Annotated in this window: 14 protein-coding genes; 11 read left to right on the top strand and 3 right to left on the bottom strand. The window is 60.7% G+C overall.

What is annotated here, in order from left to right; translation table 11 throughout:
- Window positions 1-48: 48 nt before the first annotated feature.
- The 9 genes from Q8K09_RS08130 to Q8K09_RS08090 all read left to right on the top strand — a co-directional run bounded on the left by Q8K09_RS08130 (window position 49) and on the right by Q8K09_RS08090 (window position 12,600).
- The gene (locus Q8K09_RS08130; protein ID WP_305254469.1) at window positions 49-312 is read left to right on the top strand and encodes a YeaC family protein; all 264 of its coding nucleotides are present in this window, start codon (window positions 49-51) and stop codon (window positions 310-312) included.
- Window positions 312-1,148, top strand: coding sequence for a DUF2797 domain-containing protein (locus Q8K09_RS08125; protein ID WP_305254468.1), 837 nt, complete (start codon window positions 312-314; stop codon window positions 1,146-1,148). The genes Q8K09_RS08130 and Q8K09_RS08125 overlap by 1 nt, the downstream gene beginning before the upstream one ends.
- Before the next feature lie 54 nt (window positions 1,149-1,202).
- The gene (gene pepN / locus Q8K09_RS08120) at window positions 1,203-3,890 is read left to right on the top strand and encodes an aminopeptidase N (RefSeq protein ID WP_305254467.1); all 2,688 of its coding nucleotides are present in this window, start codon (window positions 1,203-1,205) and stop codon (window positions 3,888-3,890) included.
- 203 nt (window positions 3,891-4,093) lie between these two features.
- Complete coding sequence (locus tag Q8K09_RS08115) at window positions 4,094-6,064, top strand: DUF1302 domain-containing protein (protein ID WP_305254466.1); 1,971 nt, start codon at window positions 4,094-4,096, stop codon at window positions 6,062-6,064.
- 69 nt (window positions 6,065-6,133) lie between these two features.
- Window positions 6,134-7,501, top strand: a complete 1,368-nt coding sequence (locus Q8K09_RS08110; protein WP_305254465.1) for a DUF1329 domain-containing protein — start codon at window positions 6,134-6,136, stop codon at window positions 7,499-7,501.
- A gap of 196 nt (window positions 7,502-7,697) precedes the next feature.
- Window positions 7,698-8,783, top strand: a complete 1,086-nt coding sequence (locus tag Q8K09_RS08105) for a YCF48-related protein (RefSeq protein WP_305254464.1) — start codon at window positions 7,698-7,700, stop codon at window positions 8,781-8,783.
- Window positions 8,784-8,801: 18 nt separating this feature from the next.
- Window positions 8,802-11,156: an RND family transporter gene (locus tag Q8K09_RS08100; RefSeq protein WP_305254463.1), complete on the top strand. Its 2,355-nt coding sequence runs from the start codon at window positions 8,802-8,804 to the stop codon at window positions 11,154-11,156.
- 148 nt (window positions 11,157-11,304) lie between these two features.
- Window positions 11,305-11,670: a DUF2784 domain-containing protein gene (locus Q8K09_RS08095; RefSeq protein ID WP_305254462.1), complete on the top strand. Its 366-nt coding sequence runs from the start codon at window positions 11,305-11,307 to the stop codon at window positions 11,668-11,670.
- 120 nt (window positions 11,671-11,790) lie between these two features.
- Window positions 11,791-12,600 (top strand): SDR family oxidoreductase, encoded by an 810-nt coding sequence (locus Q8K09_RS08090; protein WP_305254461.1) that lies wholly within the window; start codon window positions 11,791-11,793, stop codon window positions 12,598-12,600.
- A gap of 49 nt (window positions 12,601-12,649) precedes the next feature.
- On the opposite strand, the gene Q8K09_RS08085 is transcribed toward Q8K09_RS08090, so the two are convergent.
- The 3 genes from Q8K09_RS08085 to Q8K09_RS08075 form a co-directional block, all read right to left on the bottom strand.
- Window positions 12,650-13,501, bottom strand: coding sequence for a DMT family transporter (locus Q8K09_RS08085; RefSeq protein WP_305254460.1), 852 nt, complete (start codon window positions 13,499-13,501; stop codon window positions 12,650-12,652).
- A complete protein-coding gene (locus tag Q8K09_RS08080) occupies window positions 13,498-13,707 on the bottom strand; it encodes a hypothetical protein (protein WP_305254459.1) in 210 nt (69 codons plus the stop codon). Before Q8K09_RS08080 ends, Q8K09_RS08085 begins: the two co-directional genes overlap by 4 nt.
- Before the next feature lie 86 nt (window positions 13,708-13,793).
- Entirely contained in the window at window positions 13,794-14,546 is a 753-nt protein-coding gene (locus Q8K09_RS08075; RefSeq protein WP_305254458.1) for an AraC family transcriptional regulator, read from the bottom strand.
- 289 nt (window positions 14,547-14,835) lie between these two features.
- Between Q8K09_RS08075 and Q8K09_RS08070 the strand changes: the two genes are divergently transcribed.
- Window positions 14,836-15,660 carry a UDP-2,3-diacylglucosamine diphosphatase gene (locus Q8K09_RS08070; protein ID WP_305254457.1) on the top strand — a complete coding sequence of 275 codons (825 nt, stop codon included), beginning with the start codon at window positions 14,836-14,838 and terminating at the stop codon, window positions 15,658-15,660.
- Window positions 15,657-16,691, top strand: coding sequence for a glycosyltransferase family 1 protein (locus tag Q8K09_RS08065; RefSeq protein WP_305254456.1), 1,035 nt, complete (start codon window positions 15,657-15,659; stop codon window positions 16,689-16,691). Before Q8K09_RS08070 ends, Q8K09_RS08065 begins: the two co-directional genes overlap by 4 nt.
- The last annotated feature ends 89 nt before the right edge of the window (window positions 16,692-16,780 follow it).

Raw genomic sequence — 16,780 nt, 5'->3', positions numbered from 1 at the left:
AGTGCCCGGCGCAGCCGGTAAACTGCGGCTTTGTATTCGGAGGTATCTATGTCGTCCTTTCTCCAAGCAATCGAAAATATCACCCCGGAAATTCACCAGAGCTTGAAACTGGCTCTGGAAATCGGCAAGTGGCCCGACGGCCGCAAGCTGACCCGGGAGCAAAAGGAACTGACCCTGCAGGCGCTGATTGCCTGGGAAGCCCTTAATCTTCCCGAGGATCAGCGTATCGGCTACATGGGCGAGCAGGCTTGCGCTTCGAAGTCCGCGCCGCTGCCTAACCTGCTGTTCACCTCCTCGGACAGCCTGCACTGATGGCCGAGTTGGCACGCGGTGCCCTGAGCAAGATGGCGGTGCGTCTGGATGCACCTGTGCAGTACGCCTTTCGCCTGGACGAACAGGAAATAGCGGTCAATCCGTTGATCGGCAAGACTTTGCGCCTCGAGTACCTCGGCGCCATTCATTGCAGCCACTGCGGGCGCAAGACCAAGACCAGTTTCAGCCAAGGCTACTGTTATCCCTGCATGCAGAAACTGGCACAGTGCGATATCTGCATCATGAGCCCGGAGCGCTGCCACTACGACGCCGGCACCTGCCGCGAACCGAGCTGGGGCGAGCAGTTCTGCATGACTGACCATGTGGTTTACCTGGCCAATTCCTCGGGCGTTAAGGTCGGCATCACCCGTGCGACGCAGATTCCGACGCGCTGGATGGATCAGGGCGCGACCCAGGCGCTGCCGATTCTGCGGGTCGCCACTCGCCAGCAGTCCGGCTTTGTCGAAGACCTGCTGCGTAGTCAGGTGGCGGACAAGACCAACTGGCGCGCGCTGCTCAAGGGCGATGCCGCGCCGGTTGATCTGCTCGCCGTGCGCGAACAGCTGTTTGCCAGTTGCGGCAGCGGGCTCACCGAGTTGCAGCAGCGCTTTGGCATTCAGGCCATCCAGCCGCTCAGCGATCAAGCCGTGGTGCAGATTGCCTACCCGATTGAGGCTTATCCGGCCAAGATCAGCAGTTTCAATCTGGACAAGAATCCACTGGCCGAGGGCACGCTGCTGGGCATCAAGGGCCAGTACCTGATGTTCGACACCGGCGTGATCAATATCCGCAAATACACCGCTTATCAGCTGGCCGTTCACGAACTGGCCGCCTGAGTTACCTATTCGCGAACCCGGCGCCCGCGCGCCGCAGACAAAGGGCCACAAGCCATGCGCACCGAACAGCCGAAGATGATCTACCTCAAGGACTACCAGGTACCGGATTATCTGATCGATGAAACGCACCTGACTTTCGAGTTGTTCGATGACCACAGCCTGGTCCATGCGCAACTGGTGATGCGCCGCAACCCGGCTGCCGACAGCGGCCTGTCGGAAGCCCGCATGCCGCCGCTGGTGCTGGACGGTCAGCAGCTGGAGCTGCTCAGCGTGGCGCTCGACGACCGCGAACTTAGTGCCGGCGATTACCAGCTGAGCGACAGCCATCTGACCTTGCAGCCCACGAGCGCCAGCTTCGTGATCGACAGCAGCGTGCGTATCCACCCGGAAAGCAATACCGCGCTGGAAGGCCTGTACAAGTCCGGCAGCATGTTCTGCACCCAGTGCGAGGCTGAGGGCTTTCGCAAGATCACCTACTACCTCGACCGCCCGGACGTGATGAGCAAGTTCACCACCACCCTGAGCGCCGAGCAGCACAGCTATCCGGTGCTGCTGTCCAACGGCAACCCGATTGCCAGCGGCACTGAAGAGACTGCCCCTGGAAAGAGTGTTCGTCACTGGGCGACCTGGGAAGACCCCTTTATGAAGCCGGCCTACCTGTTTGCCCTGGTCGCCGGTGACCTCTGGTGCGTGGAAGACAGCTTCACCACCATGAGCCAGCGTGAAGTGGCGCTGCGCATCTATGTCGAGCCGGAGAATATCGACAAATGCCAGCACGCCATGGACAGCTTGAAGAAGTCGATGAAGTGGGACGAAGAGGTCTATGGCCGCGAGTACGACCTGGACATCTTCATGATCGTTGCGGTCAACGACTTCAACATGGGCGCCATGGAAAACAAGGGCCTGAATATCTTCAACTCCAGCTGTGTGCTGGCCCGCGCCGAGACCGCTACCGATGCCGCCCACCAGCGGGTCGAAGCAGTGGTTGCCCACGAGTACTTCCACAATTGGTCGGGCAACCGGGTGACCTGCCGCGACTGGTTCCAGCTGTCGCTGAAAGAAGGCTTCACCGTGTTTCGCGATTCCCAGTTCTCGGCGGATATGAACTCGGCCACGGTCAAGCGCATCGAGGATGTGGCCTACCTGCGCACCCATCAGTTCGCCGAAGATGCCGGCCCGATGGCTCATCCGGTGCGCCCCGAGTCCTTTATGGAGATTTCCAACTTCTACACCCTGACCGTCTATGAGAAGGGTTCGGAAGTGGTGCGCATGATCCGCACCCTGGTCGGTGACGCGGGTTTCCGTCAGGGCAGTGACCTGTACTTCGAGCGTCACGATGGGCAAGCGGTTACCTGCGACGATTTCATCAAGGCCATGGAAGACGCCAACGGCGTCGACCTGACCCAGTTCAAGCGTTGGTACAGTCAGGGCGGCACACCGCGCCTGGTCGTCAGCGAGGCTTACGATGCCGCCGCCAAGACCTACAGCCTGACCTTCCGCCAGAGCTGCCCGGCCACGCCAGGGCAGCTCGACAAGCAGCCCTTCGTGATTCCCGTGGAGCTGGGCCTGCTCGGCGCGCAGGGCCAGGCCCTGCCGCTGCGGCTGGTCGGTGAAGCCGCTGCAGGCGCGACGTCGCGGGTGATTTCGATCACCGAAGCCGAGCAGCTGGTGACCTTTGTCGATGTCGCCGAACAGCCATTGCCCTCGTTGCTGCGCGGCTTCTCTGCCCCGGTCAAGCTGAGCTTTCCCTACAGCCGCGATCAGTTGATGTTCCTCATGCAGCACGACGCCGACGGCTTCAACCGTTGGGAAGCCGGCCAGCAGTTGTCCGTGCAGGTGTTGCAGGAGTTGATCGGCCAGCATCAGCGTGGCGAGACCCTGCAACTGGACCAGCGTCTGGTCAGTGCACTGCGCAGCGTGCTGGAGAATGCGTCGCTGGATCAGGCCATGGTCGCCGAGCTGCTGTCGTTGCCGGGCGAGGCTTACCTCAGCGAGATCAGCGACGTGGCTGATGTCGAGGCCATCCATACGGCCCGCGAGTTCGCCCGCAAGCAACTGGCCGATGCGCTGTTCGATCTGCTCTGGCAGCGTTACCAGGCCAATCGCGAGCTTTCGCGCAGCACCGCCTATGTCGCCGAGGCCGAGCACTTCGCCCGCCGCAGCCTGCAGAACATTGCGCTGTCCTACCTGATGCTCAGTGGCAAACCCGAGGTGCTGGCGGCGTGTCTGGAGCAGTTCGAGGTGTGCGACAACATGACCGAGCGCTTGGCGTCGCTGGCGGTGTTGGTTAATTCGACATTCGATGAGGAAAAAGCCAAGGCCTTGGCCAGCTTTGCCGACTTCTTCAAGGACAACCCATTGGTCATGGATCAGTGGTTCAGTGTCCAGGCAGCTTGCAGCCTGCCGGGCGCCCTGGCGCGCGTGCAGGAACTGATGACGCACCCGGCCTTCACCCTGAAAAACCCGAACAAGGTGCGAGCCCTGATCGGCGCATTCACTGGGCAGAATCCGGTCAACTTCCATCAGGCTGATGGCAGCGGCTACCGCTTCCTGGCCGATCAGGTGATTATCCTGAATGCCCTCAACCCGCAGATCGCCTCGCGCCTGCTCGGGCCGTTAACCCGCTGGGGTAAATACAGCGACGCGCGTCAGGCCTTGATGAAGGCCGAGCTGGAGCGGGTCCTCGCTTCTGGCGAACTGTCCAGCGATGTGTTTGAGGTGGTCAGCAAAAGCCTCGCCTGACCGCCTCGGCGCGGGTCTGAACGTGTTATCGGTCACCGACCGGTAACACGTTTGGGGTACTAAGGTGCAGATACAAAAAGCGCCTTATGCGTGAGTAGCTACGTGGCTGTAAGTGTTTGCGTTTGTTTTGCATGCGCGCGGGGCTGATGGCGGCACTAGACCGCACAAGCACAATAATCTGTCCACGCGGTGGTGAAGTCTCGATGGAAGTTGAATTTTGTAAAACGCGCCGGCGAGCTGTCTCGGCCAAGGTGGCGTGTGGCTTCGCCACTGTTCTGCCGTTGTTGCTTGCGCAGGCCCAGGCAGTGGAGTTCAGCTTTGCCGACAAGCAAGTGAGCGGTTCGATCGACAGCACGCTGTCCTTTGGCCAGCTCTGGCGAGTGCAGGGGCGCGACAAGAGTAACGACGACATTAATGCCAATGATGGCAATCGCAACTTCGATACCGGCCTGGTTTCCGAGGTGTTGAAAATCACCTCTGACCTGGAGGCGAACTACCGTCATTACGGAGTTTTCGTCCGCGGTACGGCGTTTTATGACAGCCAGATCATGGACAAGCGTAACGATTACCTCAGCGCCAACGATCCGCGGCAGCCGAGCCAGAACTTCCCGAACGATGACCGCTTCACCTCGGCCACGCGGCACAAGGCAGGGCGTGGCGCGCAGATTCTCGACGCCTATGTGTATGGCAACTGGGATGTCGCGGATATGCCACTGACCGCCCGCGTTGGACGTCAGGTCTTCAATTGGGGGGAGGGCCTGTTCTACCGTGGCGCGATCAACACCACCAACCCGGTCGATGCGGCCAAGTTCCGTTTACCGGGTGCCGAGGTCAGGGAGGTGCTGGTGCCGGTTGCGGCTCTCAGTTTCAATATCGGCCTGAGCGATAACCTGTCGATGGAAACCTTCTACCAGTGGAACTGGCAGGAAACCGCGATCGACCCGGTGGGTACTTACTTTTCCGAGACGGATCTGTTCGCCGAGGGGGGCAATACGGCCTATACCCAGAGCGACAACTTTGCCATCCCGCAGATCGCAACGCCGACCCTCGGTTTGTATGACCAATTGGTCGGTGGTGGTCTTCTGCAAGGGCAGGGTTTCTATGATCGAAGCCGTGGCGTGATCAAGGTTGCCAATATCCAGTCGGATCTGAATGCCAGGGACGATGGCCAGTTTGGTGTGGCCCTGCGCTATATCGCCGAACAGCTTAATGCCACCGAGTTCGGTTTCTTCCTGGTCAATTACCACGCCAAGGAGCCGACCATTTACGCCGACCTGAATGCTGACTATGCCGGGGTGAATGCCGATGCGCTGTGCGCTGCAATTGGTGGTGCCAGTTGTGCCGACCTGACTCTGGCGGCCGGCATGGGCAATGCGGGCGCCGCGCAAGCCCTGGCCGGGGCTGCCGGGGTTGCCGCCATCGATGTGGCGAACCAGGTCAATGGGCGTCGCGAGTACGCTGAAGATATTCGCATGTACGGCATGAGCTTCAATACCACCCTGGGTGAGGCGTCGGTGTTTGGTGAGTTGGCCTACCGGCCCAACCTGCCCATCGGCATCGCCGCCAGCAACGATCTGCTGGGTGATTTGCTCAGCCAGGCGTTGCCCCTGGCTAATGGCGATGTGGTCAATGTCGGTGGGCAGTTGGTCACGCGAAACCAGCAGATCCACAGCTACGAACGGGTCGAGGCCTTTAACGGCTCGCTGGGCAGTATTTACAGCTTTGGCCCCAGACTCGGCTTCGACGCGTTGCTGGGTGTGGTCGAGCTGGCATCCGAGCACATCCGCGGCAGCGACCTGCAGTACCGTTCACGCAACGGCACGCGCTATTACGTCGGGCGTGGTGATGGTTCCTATATCTCCGGTTACGAACGCGACGATCAGATCAACAAGAACGCCTACGGCTACACCCTGTTGCTGTCCGGCACCTGGAACGATGTCTATGCCGGGATCAATCTGTCGCCCTTCGCGGTGTTCAAGCATGACTTCGAGGGCAATGCGCACCAGACCGGCAACTTCATCGAGGGTCGCAAGGCTCATACCCTTGGTCTGCGGGCCAGCTACCTGAACAGCCTGCAAGCCGAGCTGCAGTACACCGAGTTCTATGGTGCCGGGCAGAACAACGCAGGGCGTGACCGCGACAGTGTCGGTGCCAACGTCAAGTATTCCTTCTGATGTGCATCGCTGGCCATGCCCCAGGCGTGCAGCAGGTACGTGCTCGATGAGTTATCACGGAGAGTCACCATGCTGAACATGCATTCGCTGGTCGCGGCCATCATGCTGTCGCTGTGCGCAGGTTCCCTGCTGGCAGCGGTTAGCGCAGATGAAGCGGCCAGTCTGGGCACGACGCTAACGCCGTTCGGTGCCCAACGTGCGGGCAATGCCGCCGGCACTATTCCAGCGTGGACCGGCGGGATCACCCAGGCGCCTGCGCAATACCAAGCTGCTGGCCAGCACCATCCGGATCCATTTGCTGCCGACCGGCCGCTGTTCACCATCACCAGCGCCAACCTGCAGCAGTACCAAAGCAACCTGACAGCAGGCCAGCTCGCGCTGTTCGAGAGCTACCCGGACAGCTACCAGATGCCGGTCTATCAATCTCGCCGCTCGGGGTCGGCGCCGCAGTGGGTCTACGACAACATTCAGAAAAACGCTACCAGCGCCAGGCTGCTGGACGGTGGCAATGGCTTTGCCGATGCCTATGGGGCTATTCCATTCCCGATCCCGCGCAGCGGTGTTGAAGCCTTGTGGAACCACATTGCCCGCTACCGTGGCCACTATATTGTGCGCCGCGCTTCGGAAGTGGCGGTGCAGCGCAACGGTGCCTACTCGCTGGTGACCTCGCAGCAGGAGGCGCTGTTCAAATACTACGACCCGCAAGGCTCCTACCGCGATCTGGACAACAACCTGTTCTATTACCTGTCATTTACCAAAAGTCCGGCGCGTCTGGCCGGTGGTGCGGTGCTGGTTCACGAGAAGCTCGATCAGGTCAAGGAGGCGCGCCAGGCCTGGGGTTACAGCCCTGGTCAGCGCCGTGTGCGGCGTGCACCGAATCTGGCGTATGACACGCCGATTGACGTTGCCGATGGCTTACGCACCGCCGACGACACCGACATGTTCAACGGTGCTCCGGATCGCTATGACTGGCAGCTGCTGGGCAAGCAGGAAATCTACATTCCCTACAACAACTATCAAGTGACCAGCCCTGCGGTCAGCTACAAGGAGCTGCTGCAGGTCGGTCATTTGAACCCGGCGTTCACCCGTCACGAGTTGCACCGGGTGTGGGTTGTCGAAGGCACACTGAAATCTACTGCCCGGCACATCTACTCCAGGCGCACCCTGTATCTCGATGAGGACAGCTGGCAAGCGGCGGTGGTCGATCAGTACGACGGTCGTGGCCAGTTGTGGCGCGTATCAATCGCCTACCTGAAGAACTACTACGAGTTACCCACCACCTGGTCGGCGCTGGACGTTTTCCACGATCTGCAGGCGCGTCGTTACCACGTACAGAACCTGGATAACCAAGAGTCAGGCACCATCGACTTCAGTCAGCCGGTTCCAGATGACGGCTACTTCAAGCCGGCGGCCTTGCGCCGTCGCGGCACCCGCTGATGTTCGTGTAGTGTTGGCAAAAGGCCGCTACAGTGGCGGCCAGCTTTGCCTATCAATAAATCGAATAAGCGCTCAATCATGCGGGCTGGCTTTAACAAAACATAACGTCACGCTGATTGTCAGGTCTTTCAAAAGCTCGCTAGCATAGGCGGTCTGCTAAAAAGCAGGACCACCGATAAAAATAAGGGGAAGGTATATGAGTGAGCCCATCATGCGGCGCACCCGGGCCGGTCTGTTCAACGTACCGGCGTTGAGTGTCTACTCGTCGTTGGTCAAAGCGCTTTCGCTCTGCAGTGTGCTGTCGATTGTGCTGTTCGCTGCCGCGCCGTTGCAGGCGCAAACCGCCGCTGATTCAGCCGTCCGTTACTCGATCGAATCGCCGAAAGCAGTTGAGAAGCTGTTGTTGGATGTCACGCGTGCTGGCCAGCGCTTGGTGGCTTTGGGTGATCGCGGGCATATCCTCTACTCCGATGACAACGCCGCCAGCTGGGTCCAGGCCAAGGTGCCAACCCGGCAGATGCTTACCGCGCTGTTCTTTGTTGATGATCAACACGGCTGGGCGGTAGGCCACGATGCACAGATTCTCGCCAGTAACGATGGCGGCGTCACCTGGGTCAAACAGTTCGAGGACCTGCAGCGCGAGGAAGGCTCGCCTTTCCTGGATGTCTGGTTCCAGGATGTAAACACTGGTTTTGTCGTCGGCGCCTACGGTGCGCTGTTCACGACAAACGATGGCGGCAAGCGCTGGGAAGATGTCAGCGATCGTCTCGATAGCGAAGACGGTTACCACCTGAACGCCATCGTCGCGGTCAAGGATGCAGGGTTGTTCGTCGTCGGCGAACTGGGCGGCATGTTCCGCTCGGCCGATCTGGGGCAAACCTGGGAAACCATCCAGGGGCCCTATGAGGGTTCACTGTTTGGTGCGCTGGGCACCGGCGAGTCTGGCAGCCTGCTGGTCTATGGCCTGCGTGGCCACCTGTTCCGCTCCGCCGACTTCGGTGACAGCTGGCAGCAGATCGCGCTGAATACCCCGAATAATGGCCCGCTGGAATTCGGTTTAGCCGATGGCAATCGATTTGCCGACGGCTCGATCGTGGTGGTTGGGCATGGCGGCAGCGTGCTGAAAAGCGGCGATGATGGTCGCAGCTTCAGCTTGCTCAATCGCACCGACCGGCTCTCGCTGGCGGGTGTCACTGCACTGGATAACGGCAACCTGATTCTGGTGGGGCAGGGCGGCGTCCATGTCGCTTCGCCGACTGGCGCTGATCTGGGCCAACAATAATAAGCCGGGAGAGTTTGCATGAGTAAGCATCAACAACAACCTGCGTCTGTCCTCGAACGGTTGATCTTCAACAATCGTCCGGCTGTGATTGTGCTGTGCCTGCTGATCAGCGTGTTTCTGTTCTATCAAGCTGCGCAGGTGCGTCCACAAACCAGCTTCGAAAAGATGATCCCGCTGGGCCATCCCTACATCCAGAAGATGATCGAGCATCGCAACGATCTGGCGAACCTGGGCAATACCGTGCGCATCTCGGTGGAGGCGCTCGACGGTGACATCTTCTCCAAGGAGTACATGGAGACGCTGCGGCTGATCAACGATGAAGTGTTCTACATTTCCGGTGTCGATCGCTCCGGTCTGAAATCGCTGTGGAGCCCGAGCGTTCGCTGGACCGAGGTGACCGAAGAGGGTTTCGCTGGCGGCGAAGTGATTCCGCAGACCTATGATGGCTCCTCCGACAGCCTGGAGGAGTTGCGCAGCAATATTCTCAAATCCGGGCAGGTCGGCCGGCTGGTGGCCAACAACTTCAAGTCGAGCATCGTCGATGTGCCGTTGCTTGAGTCTTATCCGGACCCTAACGACCAGAGCAAGCTGATTCCGCTCGACTACCAGGCGTTCTCCCACGAGCTGGAAGATAAGATTCGCGAGAAGTTCCAGACGCAAAACCCCAATGTGAAGGTACACATCATCGGCTTCGCCAAGAAAGTCGGCGATTTGATCGATGGTCTGGTTGGCGTGGCGATGTTTTTTGCCGTGGCCATTGGCATCACCTTCGTGTTGCTGCTGTGGTTCACCAACTGTTTCAAAAGCACCATTGTGGTCATCAGCACAACCTTGATCGCCGTGATCTGGCAGCTAGGCCTGTTGCATACCCTGGGTTTCGGTCTTGACCCTTATTCGATGCTGGTGCCGTTCCTGGTATTCGCCATTGGTATTTCCCATGGCGTACAGAAGATCAACGGTATTGCCATGGCCTCGGGCGAGGCAACGACCCCGTTGGCTGCCGCGCGTATGGCGTTCCGTCAATTGTTCATACCCGGCTTGGTCGCCTTGCTGTCTGATGCGGTCGGCTTTATCACCCTGCTGCTGATCGATATTGGTGTGATTCGCGAGCTGGCTATCGGCGCATCGTTGGGTGTGGCGGTGATCATTCTGACCAACCTGATCCTGCTGCCAGTGATGATTTCCTACATTGGCATCAGCAAGAAGGCGGTCAAGGTCAGCCGTGAAGAGGCGGCCAAAGACCATCCGGTCTGGCGTATGATTTCCAACTGCGCCCACCCGATGGTTGCGCCGGTGTCTGTGCTGATTGCCGTGGTGGCTTTGGCCGGTGGTGCCTGGTATGGCCAGAATCTGAAGATTGGCGATCTCGATCAGGGCGCGCCCGAACTGCACCCTGATTCGCGCTACAACCTGGATAACGATTTCGTCATCCGCAACTACTCGACCAGCTCCGATGTGCTGGTGGTGATGGTCAAGACCGGATCGGAAGGCTGCTCGACCCACCAGACCTTGTCAGCCATGGACGAGCTGATGTGGACCATGGAAAACACCGAGGGCGTGCAGTCGGCCATCTCCATGGTCACGGTGTCGCGCCAGGTGATCAAGGGCATGAACGAAGGCAACCTGAAATGGGAAACCCTGTCGCGTAACCAGGACGTGCTGAACAACTCCATCGCCCGCGCCGACGGCTTGTATAACGCTGATTGTTCGGTGGCGCCGGTACTGGTGTTCCTCAACGACCACAAGGCCGAAACCCTTGAGCGTGCGGTTGCGGTGGTCGAAGACTTCGCCAAGGAAACCAACAAGGAAGGCCTGGAGTTCATCCTGGCGGCCGGTAACGCCGGTATCGAAGCGGCCACCAACGAGGTGATCGCAGCGTCCGAGACCACCATGCTGCTGGCGGTCTATGCCGCAGTGAGCATCATGTGCTTGCTGACATTCCGCTCGATTGCCGCCACCTTGTGTGTGATTTTGCCGCTGGTGTTGACCTCGGTGTTGGGTAACGCGCTGATGGCTTACATGGGTATCGGGGTCAAGGTGGCAACCCTGCCGGTGATTGCCCTGGGTGTGGGTATCGGTGTCGACTACGGCATCTATATCTACAGTCGCCTGGAAACCTTCCTGCGCCAAGGGCTGTCGTTGCAGGAGGCTTACTACGAGACCCTCAAGTCGACCGGTAAGGCCGTGCTGTTCACCGGCGTGTGCCTGGCGATCGGTGTGGCGACCTGGATGTTCTCGGCGATCAAGTTCCAGGCCGACATGGGCCTGATGCTGACTTTCATGTTCCTCTGGAACATGATCGGCGCGATCTGGCTGCTGCCGGCACTGGCGCGCTTCCTGATCAATCCGGAGAAGCTGCGTAACAAGGGCTGATAGGTAGGCGCAGCACTAAAAAACCGCGGCCTCAGGGTCGCGGTTTTTTTATGTCGGCCCTACAGGCGCTGAGCCGGTAGCTGTCGCCTGATGCTCGCCACGGGGTTATCGTGGGTTAGCTTCAACCTACTCAAGGTGGAATAACGCCATGCTCCTGAGTCTGGCTGCCGATGCTGTGCTGCTTGTGCATCTGTTGTTCATTGTTTTTGCGCTGCTGGGTGGCGTGCTGGTGTTGCGCTGGCGTTGGCTGGCCTGGCTGCACCTGCCTGCCGTGCTCTGGGCTGCGACAGTCGAAGCACAGCAGTGGCTGTGCCCACTGACACCACTGGAAAATGCCTTGCGTCAGGCTGCCGGAGAAGCGGGCTACGGCGCTGGTTTTGTTGAGCACTACCTGCTGCCGATCATCTACCCGGCCGGGCTTACGCCCGGTATCCAGCTGTGGCTGGCGGTCTTGGTCGTGTTGCCGAACCTGCTGGTGTACGGCCTTTTGCTCTGGCGTTGGCGCGGCCGCTAGCCGGCTTGCCAGTGGCTGCAGTTTGCTCTGGTCATTCAGCAACATGATGGTGCGTGGGGCTGATTATTTCCTTGGCTACACTGCGCCCTGTCTTCCATCGCACAACAAGGCGACTTCCATATGCAAAATCGCATGATGATTACCGGCGCGGGTTCCGGGTTGGGTCGTGAAATCGCCCTGCGCTGGGCGCGCGAGGGCTGGCGTCTGGCGCTCGCCGATGTCAACGAGGCGGGCCTCGCCGAAACCCTGGAGTTGGTCCGTGCAGCCGGTGGTGATGGCTTCACCCAGCGCTGCGACGTGCGCGACTACAGTCAACTGACTGCTCTGGCGCAGGCCTGCGAAGAAAAGTTCGACGGTATCGATGTGATCGTCAACAACGCCGGCGTGGCCTCGGGCGGGTTCTTCGGCGAGCTGTCGCTGGAGGACTGGGACTGGCAGATCGCGATCAACTTGATGGGGGTGGTCAAGGGCTGCAAAGCGTTCTTGCCGTTGATCGAGCGCAGCAAGGGCAAAATCGTCAACATCGCGTCGATGGCAGCCTTGATGCAAGGCCCGGCGATGAGCAACTACAACGTGGCCAAGGCTGGTGTGGTGGCGCTGTCGGAAAGCCTGTTGATCGAGTTGAAGATGCAGGAAGTCGGTGTGCATGTGGTGTGCCCGTCATTCTTCCAGACCAACCTGCTCGATTCCTTCCGCGGGCCGACGCCGGCGATGAAGGCCCAGGTCGGCAAGTTGCTGGAAAGCTCGCCGATCAGCGCCGCGGACATCGCCGACTATATCTACCAGGAGATAGCCAAGGGTGCGTTCATGATCCTGCCCCATGAGCAGGGGCGGATGGCCTGGGCGTTGAAGCAGAAGAACCCGCAGTTGCTGTATGACGAAATGACCAGCATGGCCGACAAGATGCGCGCCAAAGGTAAGCCAGCCTAGTTGAGGCGTGGCCTGGCTGGCGTGGGTTTACCCCTCGCCAGCCAGGTGGTCAACGTGCCATGCGCGCCGAGAAGAAAATCGCCAGGATGATCAGCGTGCCGCCGAGCAGCATGCGCACGGTGGGAATTTCGCTGAACAGCCACCAGGCGAAGGTGATGCCATAGACCGGCTCCAGGGCAAAGATCACCGCAGCGCTGCGCGCCTTGATCACGCGCAGGCTGGCCACAAATAGGCTGTGCGCCAGGCCGGTACAGAATATCCCGAGCATTGCCAGCCAGAACCAGTCGAGCAGCGCCAGGCTTGGCAGCAACGGCCAGGCGAACGGCATGAAGCACAGCAGCACCGTGAGGTTCTGGCCGAGTGCGGCCTGCACCGGGTCCAGGCCGCGGGTGCTGGCGCGATTGAGCAGCGACAGCAGGGCGAACAGCAAGCCCGACAGTACTGCCCAGAGCAGTCCGATGGTGGCCTCGCTGGCGATGTCGAAATTCGGCGTGACCAGAACCAACCCCAGACAGACGACCCCGACCATGGCGAACTCGCTGGGCCGCGTGCGCTCTCGAAACAGCAGGCCTTCCAGTAGCACGGTAAACGCCGGGAAGCTAGCGAAGCCAAGGGTGGCGATGGCCACGCCGGAAACCTTGACCGCCTCGAAGAAGGTCAGCCAGTGGCTGCCGAGCAATAAGCCGCCGAGTGCCAGCATGGCCAGTTGGCGGGCGCTGGGACGTTGGCTGTGCGCCTGGCTAAGGAGGCGGGCGAACAAGGCCAGCGCGATGACGGCGAAAATCGCCCGACCGCCGACGATGGCCATGGGTGTGGTATTCGCCAATTTGCCGAAGATCCCCGACAGGCCGAACAACAGCGCCCCCAGGTGAATCGCCAGCAGTGCCTTGCGCTCGGTCATGCCAGGCACGCGCCATTGGGCCGCGGTTTGTCGAAGCGGGTGTCGTGCGGGTCATACATGCTGGCCACCATCACCTCGGAGTGCGCCCCGAGTTCAACCCTTAGTCCGTAGGCCGGCTTGCAGGCGTGGTCGTTCGGCTCGACGGACAGCCCGGTGCCGACGCGCAATTGCACCTGTTGAAAGTCGGCCCATTCGATGTGCTGCATAACGCGTCCTTGGCTAGCTGATGCTGCATGCAGTCTAAGGAGAGACACGGGCCTTGTCTGTCGCAGGAGTCGCGGGTTTTGTCGCGTCACTCGTGGCGCTGGCGCAACGCGCGCGGGGTGCAGCCAAATTGCCGCAGCAGAGCCGCAGTAAAAGCGCTCTGCGAACTGTAGCCGACGCGAGCAGCGATCTCGCCGACCGCCAGTTGGCTAGTACACAGCAGCTGGTGGGCCAGGTGCAGGCGCCTGCTTCGCACGTAGGCCATGGGGGTCTGGCCGGTTTCGTCGAGAAAGCGCGTATGAAAACGCGCTGCCGATAAACCGGCCAGCCGGGCCAGGTCGCCAACCTGCAGCGGGTAGGCGGCATGTCGGTCGATGTGTGCGTCCAGGGCGGCCAGCGGTAAGCCTCGCACCCTCGCCAACTCGATACCCTCGCTTGCCAGGCTGGCGAGCAGCAGGGCGGCGCCTTGTTGGGCGATCACCGGGTCATTGATCGGGCTGGCCGCGAGCCAACTGACCAGCTGGCTTTGCGCCGGGTTGAGGCAGCGAGCGCCGGGGCGGTCGAGCAGGCGCCGGCTGGCATCTGCGTGGATGCCCAGGTGCTGATGCAGCCAATACTCCGAGGGCACATCGAGCACCAGGCACTGGCTGCCGCTGCTGCTGCCACAAGCGTGTTGCGCCGCCGCCGGCACCACGGCGAGGGACTGGCGGATCACCTGGCTGCCCAGCCCAGCCACTTCGAAGTCCAGTTGGCCGCTAAGGCCGAAGACCAACTGCGCATGGGCATGGCTGTGGTTGAGCAGTTCATGGCTGTAGTGACGCAAAGAGAGCAGCGACGGCATGGCAAGGTCCTCGTGGCAGGACGGCCAGTTTAGCAGGCTGTTGAAAAACTACCTGCGTTGGCAATCCGGCGTTAAAAACGGCCTCGGAATGCTCATTTACAGCCAGTAAACTCCGCTTCCTCGGCCGTTTTTGCCTTGTCTTGCCTGCCTCGCCTACATTTTTCAACGGCCTGCTAGCAGGCAGCTGGCCGTGGACGGGGTGGGTCGCTGTCATTGAACTGCCATGGCTTCGTCACAGAGCTTTCACCGCAGGCATGCAGGCTTGTAAAAACCCAGCCGGAGGCCGCCCATGACCAGCGCCCAGCTCGCCAAGCCGAGTCGCAAGCAACGCGTTCGCACCCTGTGGATTTCCGATGTTCATCTAGGTACCCGGGATTGTCAGGCCGAACACCTGGCGGCGTTCCTCAAGCGCTATCAGGTCGACCGGATTTACCTGGTGGGCGACATCATCGACGGCTGGCGATTGCGCAGCGGGGTGTACTGGCCACAGAGCCATAGCAACGTGATCCGGCGCCTGCTGACCATGAGCAAGCGCGGCACCGAGGTGATCTATGTCACTGGCAATCATGACGAGTTTCTGCGCCGTTATTCGTCGCTGATGCTGGGTAATATCCAGTTGGTCGACGAGGCCGAACACATCACCGCCGATGGTCGTCGTTTACTGGTGATCCATGGCGACCAGTTCGATGTGATCACCCGTTACCACCGCTGGTTGGCCTTTCTCGGCGACTCGGCCTACGAGATCACCCTCACGCTCAACCGCTGGCTCAATCATTGGCGCAGTCGTTACGGCTACGGTTATTGGTCGCTGTCGGCCTACCTCAAGCACAAGGTCAAGGGCGCGGTGAACTTCATCAGCGACTTTGAGCAGGCGATCGTCCATGAATGCGTCAAGCGCGGCTTCAATGGTGTGGTCTGCGGGCACATTCACCATGCCGAGATTCGCCCGATGGGTGATGTGGAATACATGAATTGCGGCGACTGGGTCGAGTCCTGCACGGCCTTGATTGAGCACCTGGATGGCCATATTGAACTGTATCGGCTGGCCGATGACCAGGCTCGTCAAGCCTTGGTACTGGGCGACCAGCTGGTAGCAGTCGAGCCGGCTGCATGAGAATACTGATCGTCTCGGACGCCTGGCTACCTCAGGTCAACGGCGTGGTCACCAGCTTGCAGGCTCTGGTCGGCGAACTGCGCAGCCTTGGTCATCAGGTCAAACTGCTGTCGCCGCAGGACTTTCGCAGCTGGCCGTGCCCGACGTATCCGGAGATTCCGCTGGCGTGGAACCTCTGGCGGGTCGGCCCGGCAATTCGCCAGTTTCAGCCCGACTGTGTGCATCTGGCCACCGAAGGACCACTCGGCTGGGCCGCCAGACGCTGGCTGTGCAAGCGCGGCCTGGCGTTTTCCAGTGCTATCCATACGCGCTTTCCCGAGTACATCCAGGGCCGTTGGCCCTGGGTGCCGCTGCGCTGGGGTTATGCCTACCTGCGCGTTTTCCATCGCCCGAGCGAGGCCGTGCTGGTAACCACTGAACGCATGCGCACGGAGTTTGCCGGCTGGGGCCTGCAGCGCCTGCTGCTGTGGCGCAAGGGCGTCGATACGCGCTTGTTTAAGCCGCAGGCACAGCAGTTCGGGGCGCTCAAACCGGTGTTCCTGTGTGTCGGGCGGGTCGCCACGGAAAAGAACCTGGAGGCCTTTCTCGACCTTGACCTGCCCGGCGAGAAGCGGGTGGTCGGCGACGGTCCGCTGCGTGAAGCCTTGCAGGCGCGTTACCCGGCGGTGAAGTTTCTCGGCTATCGGCACACTGCAGAATTGGCCGAAGCCTATCGTCAGGCCAGCGTGCTGGTGTTTCCCTCGCGCACCGATACCTATGGCCTGGTGATGCTCGAGGCGTTGGCCTGCGGTACGCCGGTGGCGGCTTTTCCCGTGCCTGGCCCATTGGATGTGCTGGAGGCGGGCGTGACCGGGGTGATGCGCGAAGATTTGCGTGCGGCCTGCCTGGCGGCGCTGGAGCTGGATCGCACGCGCTGCGCCGAGTTGGCGGCGCAGGAATCCTGGCGGGTCTCGGCACTGGAATTCCTGGCCCGTCAGCCGTTACTCGGCGGCGCGCCGTGCCTGGGCCAGGAGCCGGTCGCGGAGTTGTAGAGCGCGCTAGGGCAAAGGGCTTCGCGGCTAAAGCGGAGTGACGTCCGGACCGCCCTGGATTCTGCCTCGCACTGATTTGCTGGCCTCTG

Origin of the sequence: Pseudomonas sp., assembly GCF_030683065.1 — a bacterium.
In the GTDB taxonomy this organism is placed as follows: domain Bacteria; phylum Pseudomonadota; class Gammaproteobacteria; order Pseudomonadales; family Pseudomonadaceae; genus Aquipseudomonas.
This window is presented reverse-complemented; position numbering and strand designations above follow the sequence as displayed.

Excerpts from the sequence above, each read along its gene's own strand:
- Q8K09_RS08130 (WP_305254469.1), top strand. The coding sequence starts at position 49 with ATGTCGTCCTTTCTCCAAGCAATCGAAAATATCACCCCGGAAATTCAC.
- Q8K09_RS08125 (WP_305254468.1), top strand. The coding sequence starts at position 312 with ATGGCCGAGTTGGCACGCGGTGCCCTGAGCAAGATGGCGGTGCGTCTG.
- pepN (WP_305254467.1), top strand. The coding sequence starts at position 1,203 with ATGCGCACCGAACAGCCGAAGATGATCTACCTCAAGGACTACCAGGTA.
- Q8K09_RS08115 (WP_305254466.1), top strand. The coding sequence starts at position 4,094 with ATGGAAGTTGAATTTTGTAAAACGCGCCGGCGAGCTGTCTCGGCCAAG.
- Q8K09_RS08110 (WP_305254465.1), top strand. The coding sequence starts at position 6,134 with ATGCTGAACATGCATTCGCTGGTCGCGGCCATCATGCTGTCGCTGTGC.
- Q8K09_RS08105 (WP_305254464.1), top strand. The coding sequence starts at position 7,698 with ATGAGTGAGCCCATCATGCGGCGCACCCGGGCCGGTCTGTTCAACGTA.
- Q8K09_RS08100 (WP_305254463.1), top strand. The coding sequence starts at position 8,802 with ATGAGTAAGCATCAACAACAACCTGCGTCTGTCCTCGAACGGTTGATC.
- Q8K09_RS08095 (WP_305254462.1), top strand. The coding sequence starts at position 11,305 with ATGCTCCTGAGTCTGGCTGCCGATGCTGTGCTGCTTGTGCATCTGTTG.
- Q8K09_RS08090 (WP_305254461.1), top strand. The coding sequence starts at position 11,791 with ATGCAAAATCGCATGATGATTACCGGCGCGGGTTCCGGGTTGGGTCGT.
- Q8K09_RS08085 (WP_305254460.1), bottom strand. The coding sequence starts at position 13,501 with ATGACCGAGCGCAAGGCACTGCTGGCGATTCACCTGGGGGCGCTGTTG.
- Q8K09_RS08080 (WP_305254459.1), bottom strand. The coding sequence starts at position 13,707 with ATGCAGCACATCGAATGGGCCGACTTTCAACAGGTGCAATTGCGCGTC.
- Q8K09_RS08075 (WP_305254458.1), bottom strand. The coding sequence starts at position 14,546 with ATGCCGTCGCTGCTCTCTTTGCGTCACTACAGCCATGAACTGCTCAAC.
- Q8K09_RS08070 (WP_305254457.1), top strand. The coding sequence starts at position 14,836 with ATGACCAGCGCCCAGCTCGCCAAGCCGAGTCGCAAGCAACGCGTTCGC.
- Q8K09_RS08065 (WP_305254456.1), top strand. The coding sequence starts at position 15,657 with ATGAGAATACTGATCGTCTCGGACGCCTGGCTACCTCAGGTCAACGGC.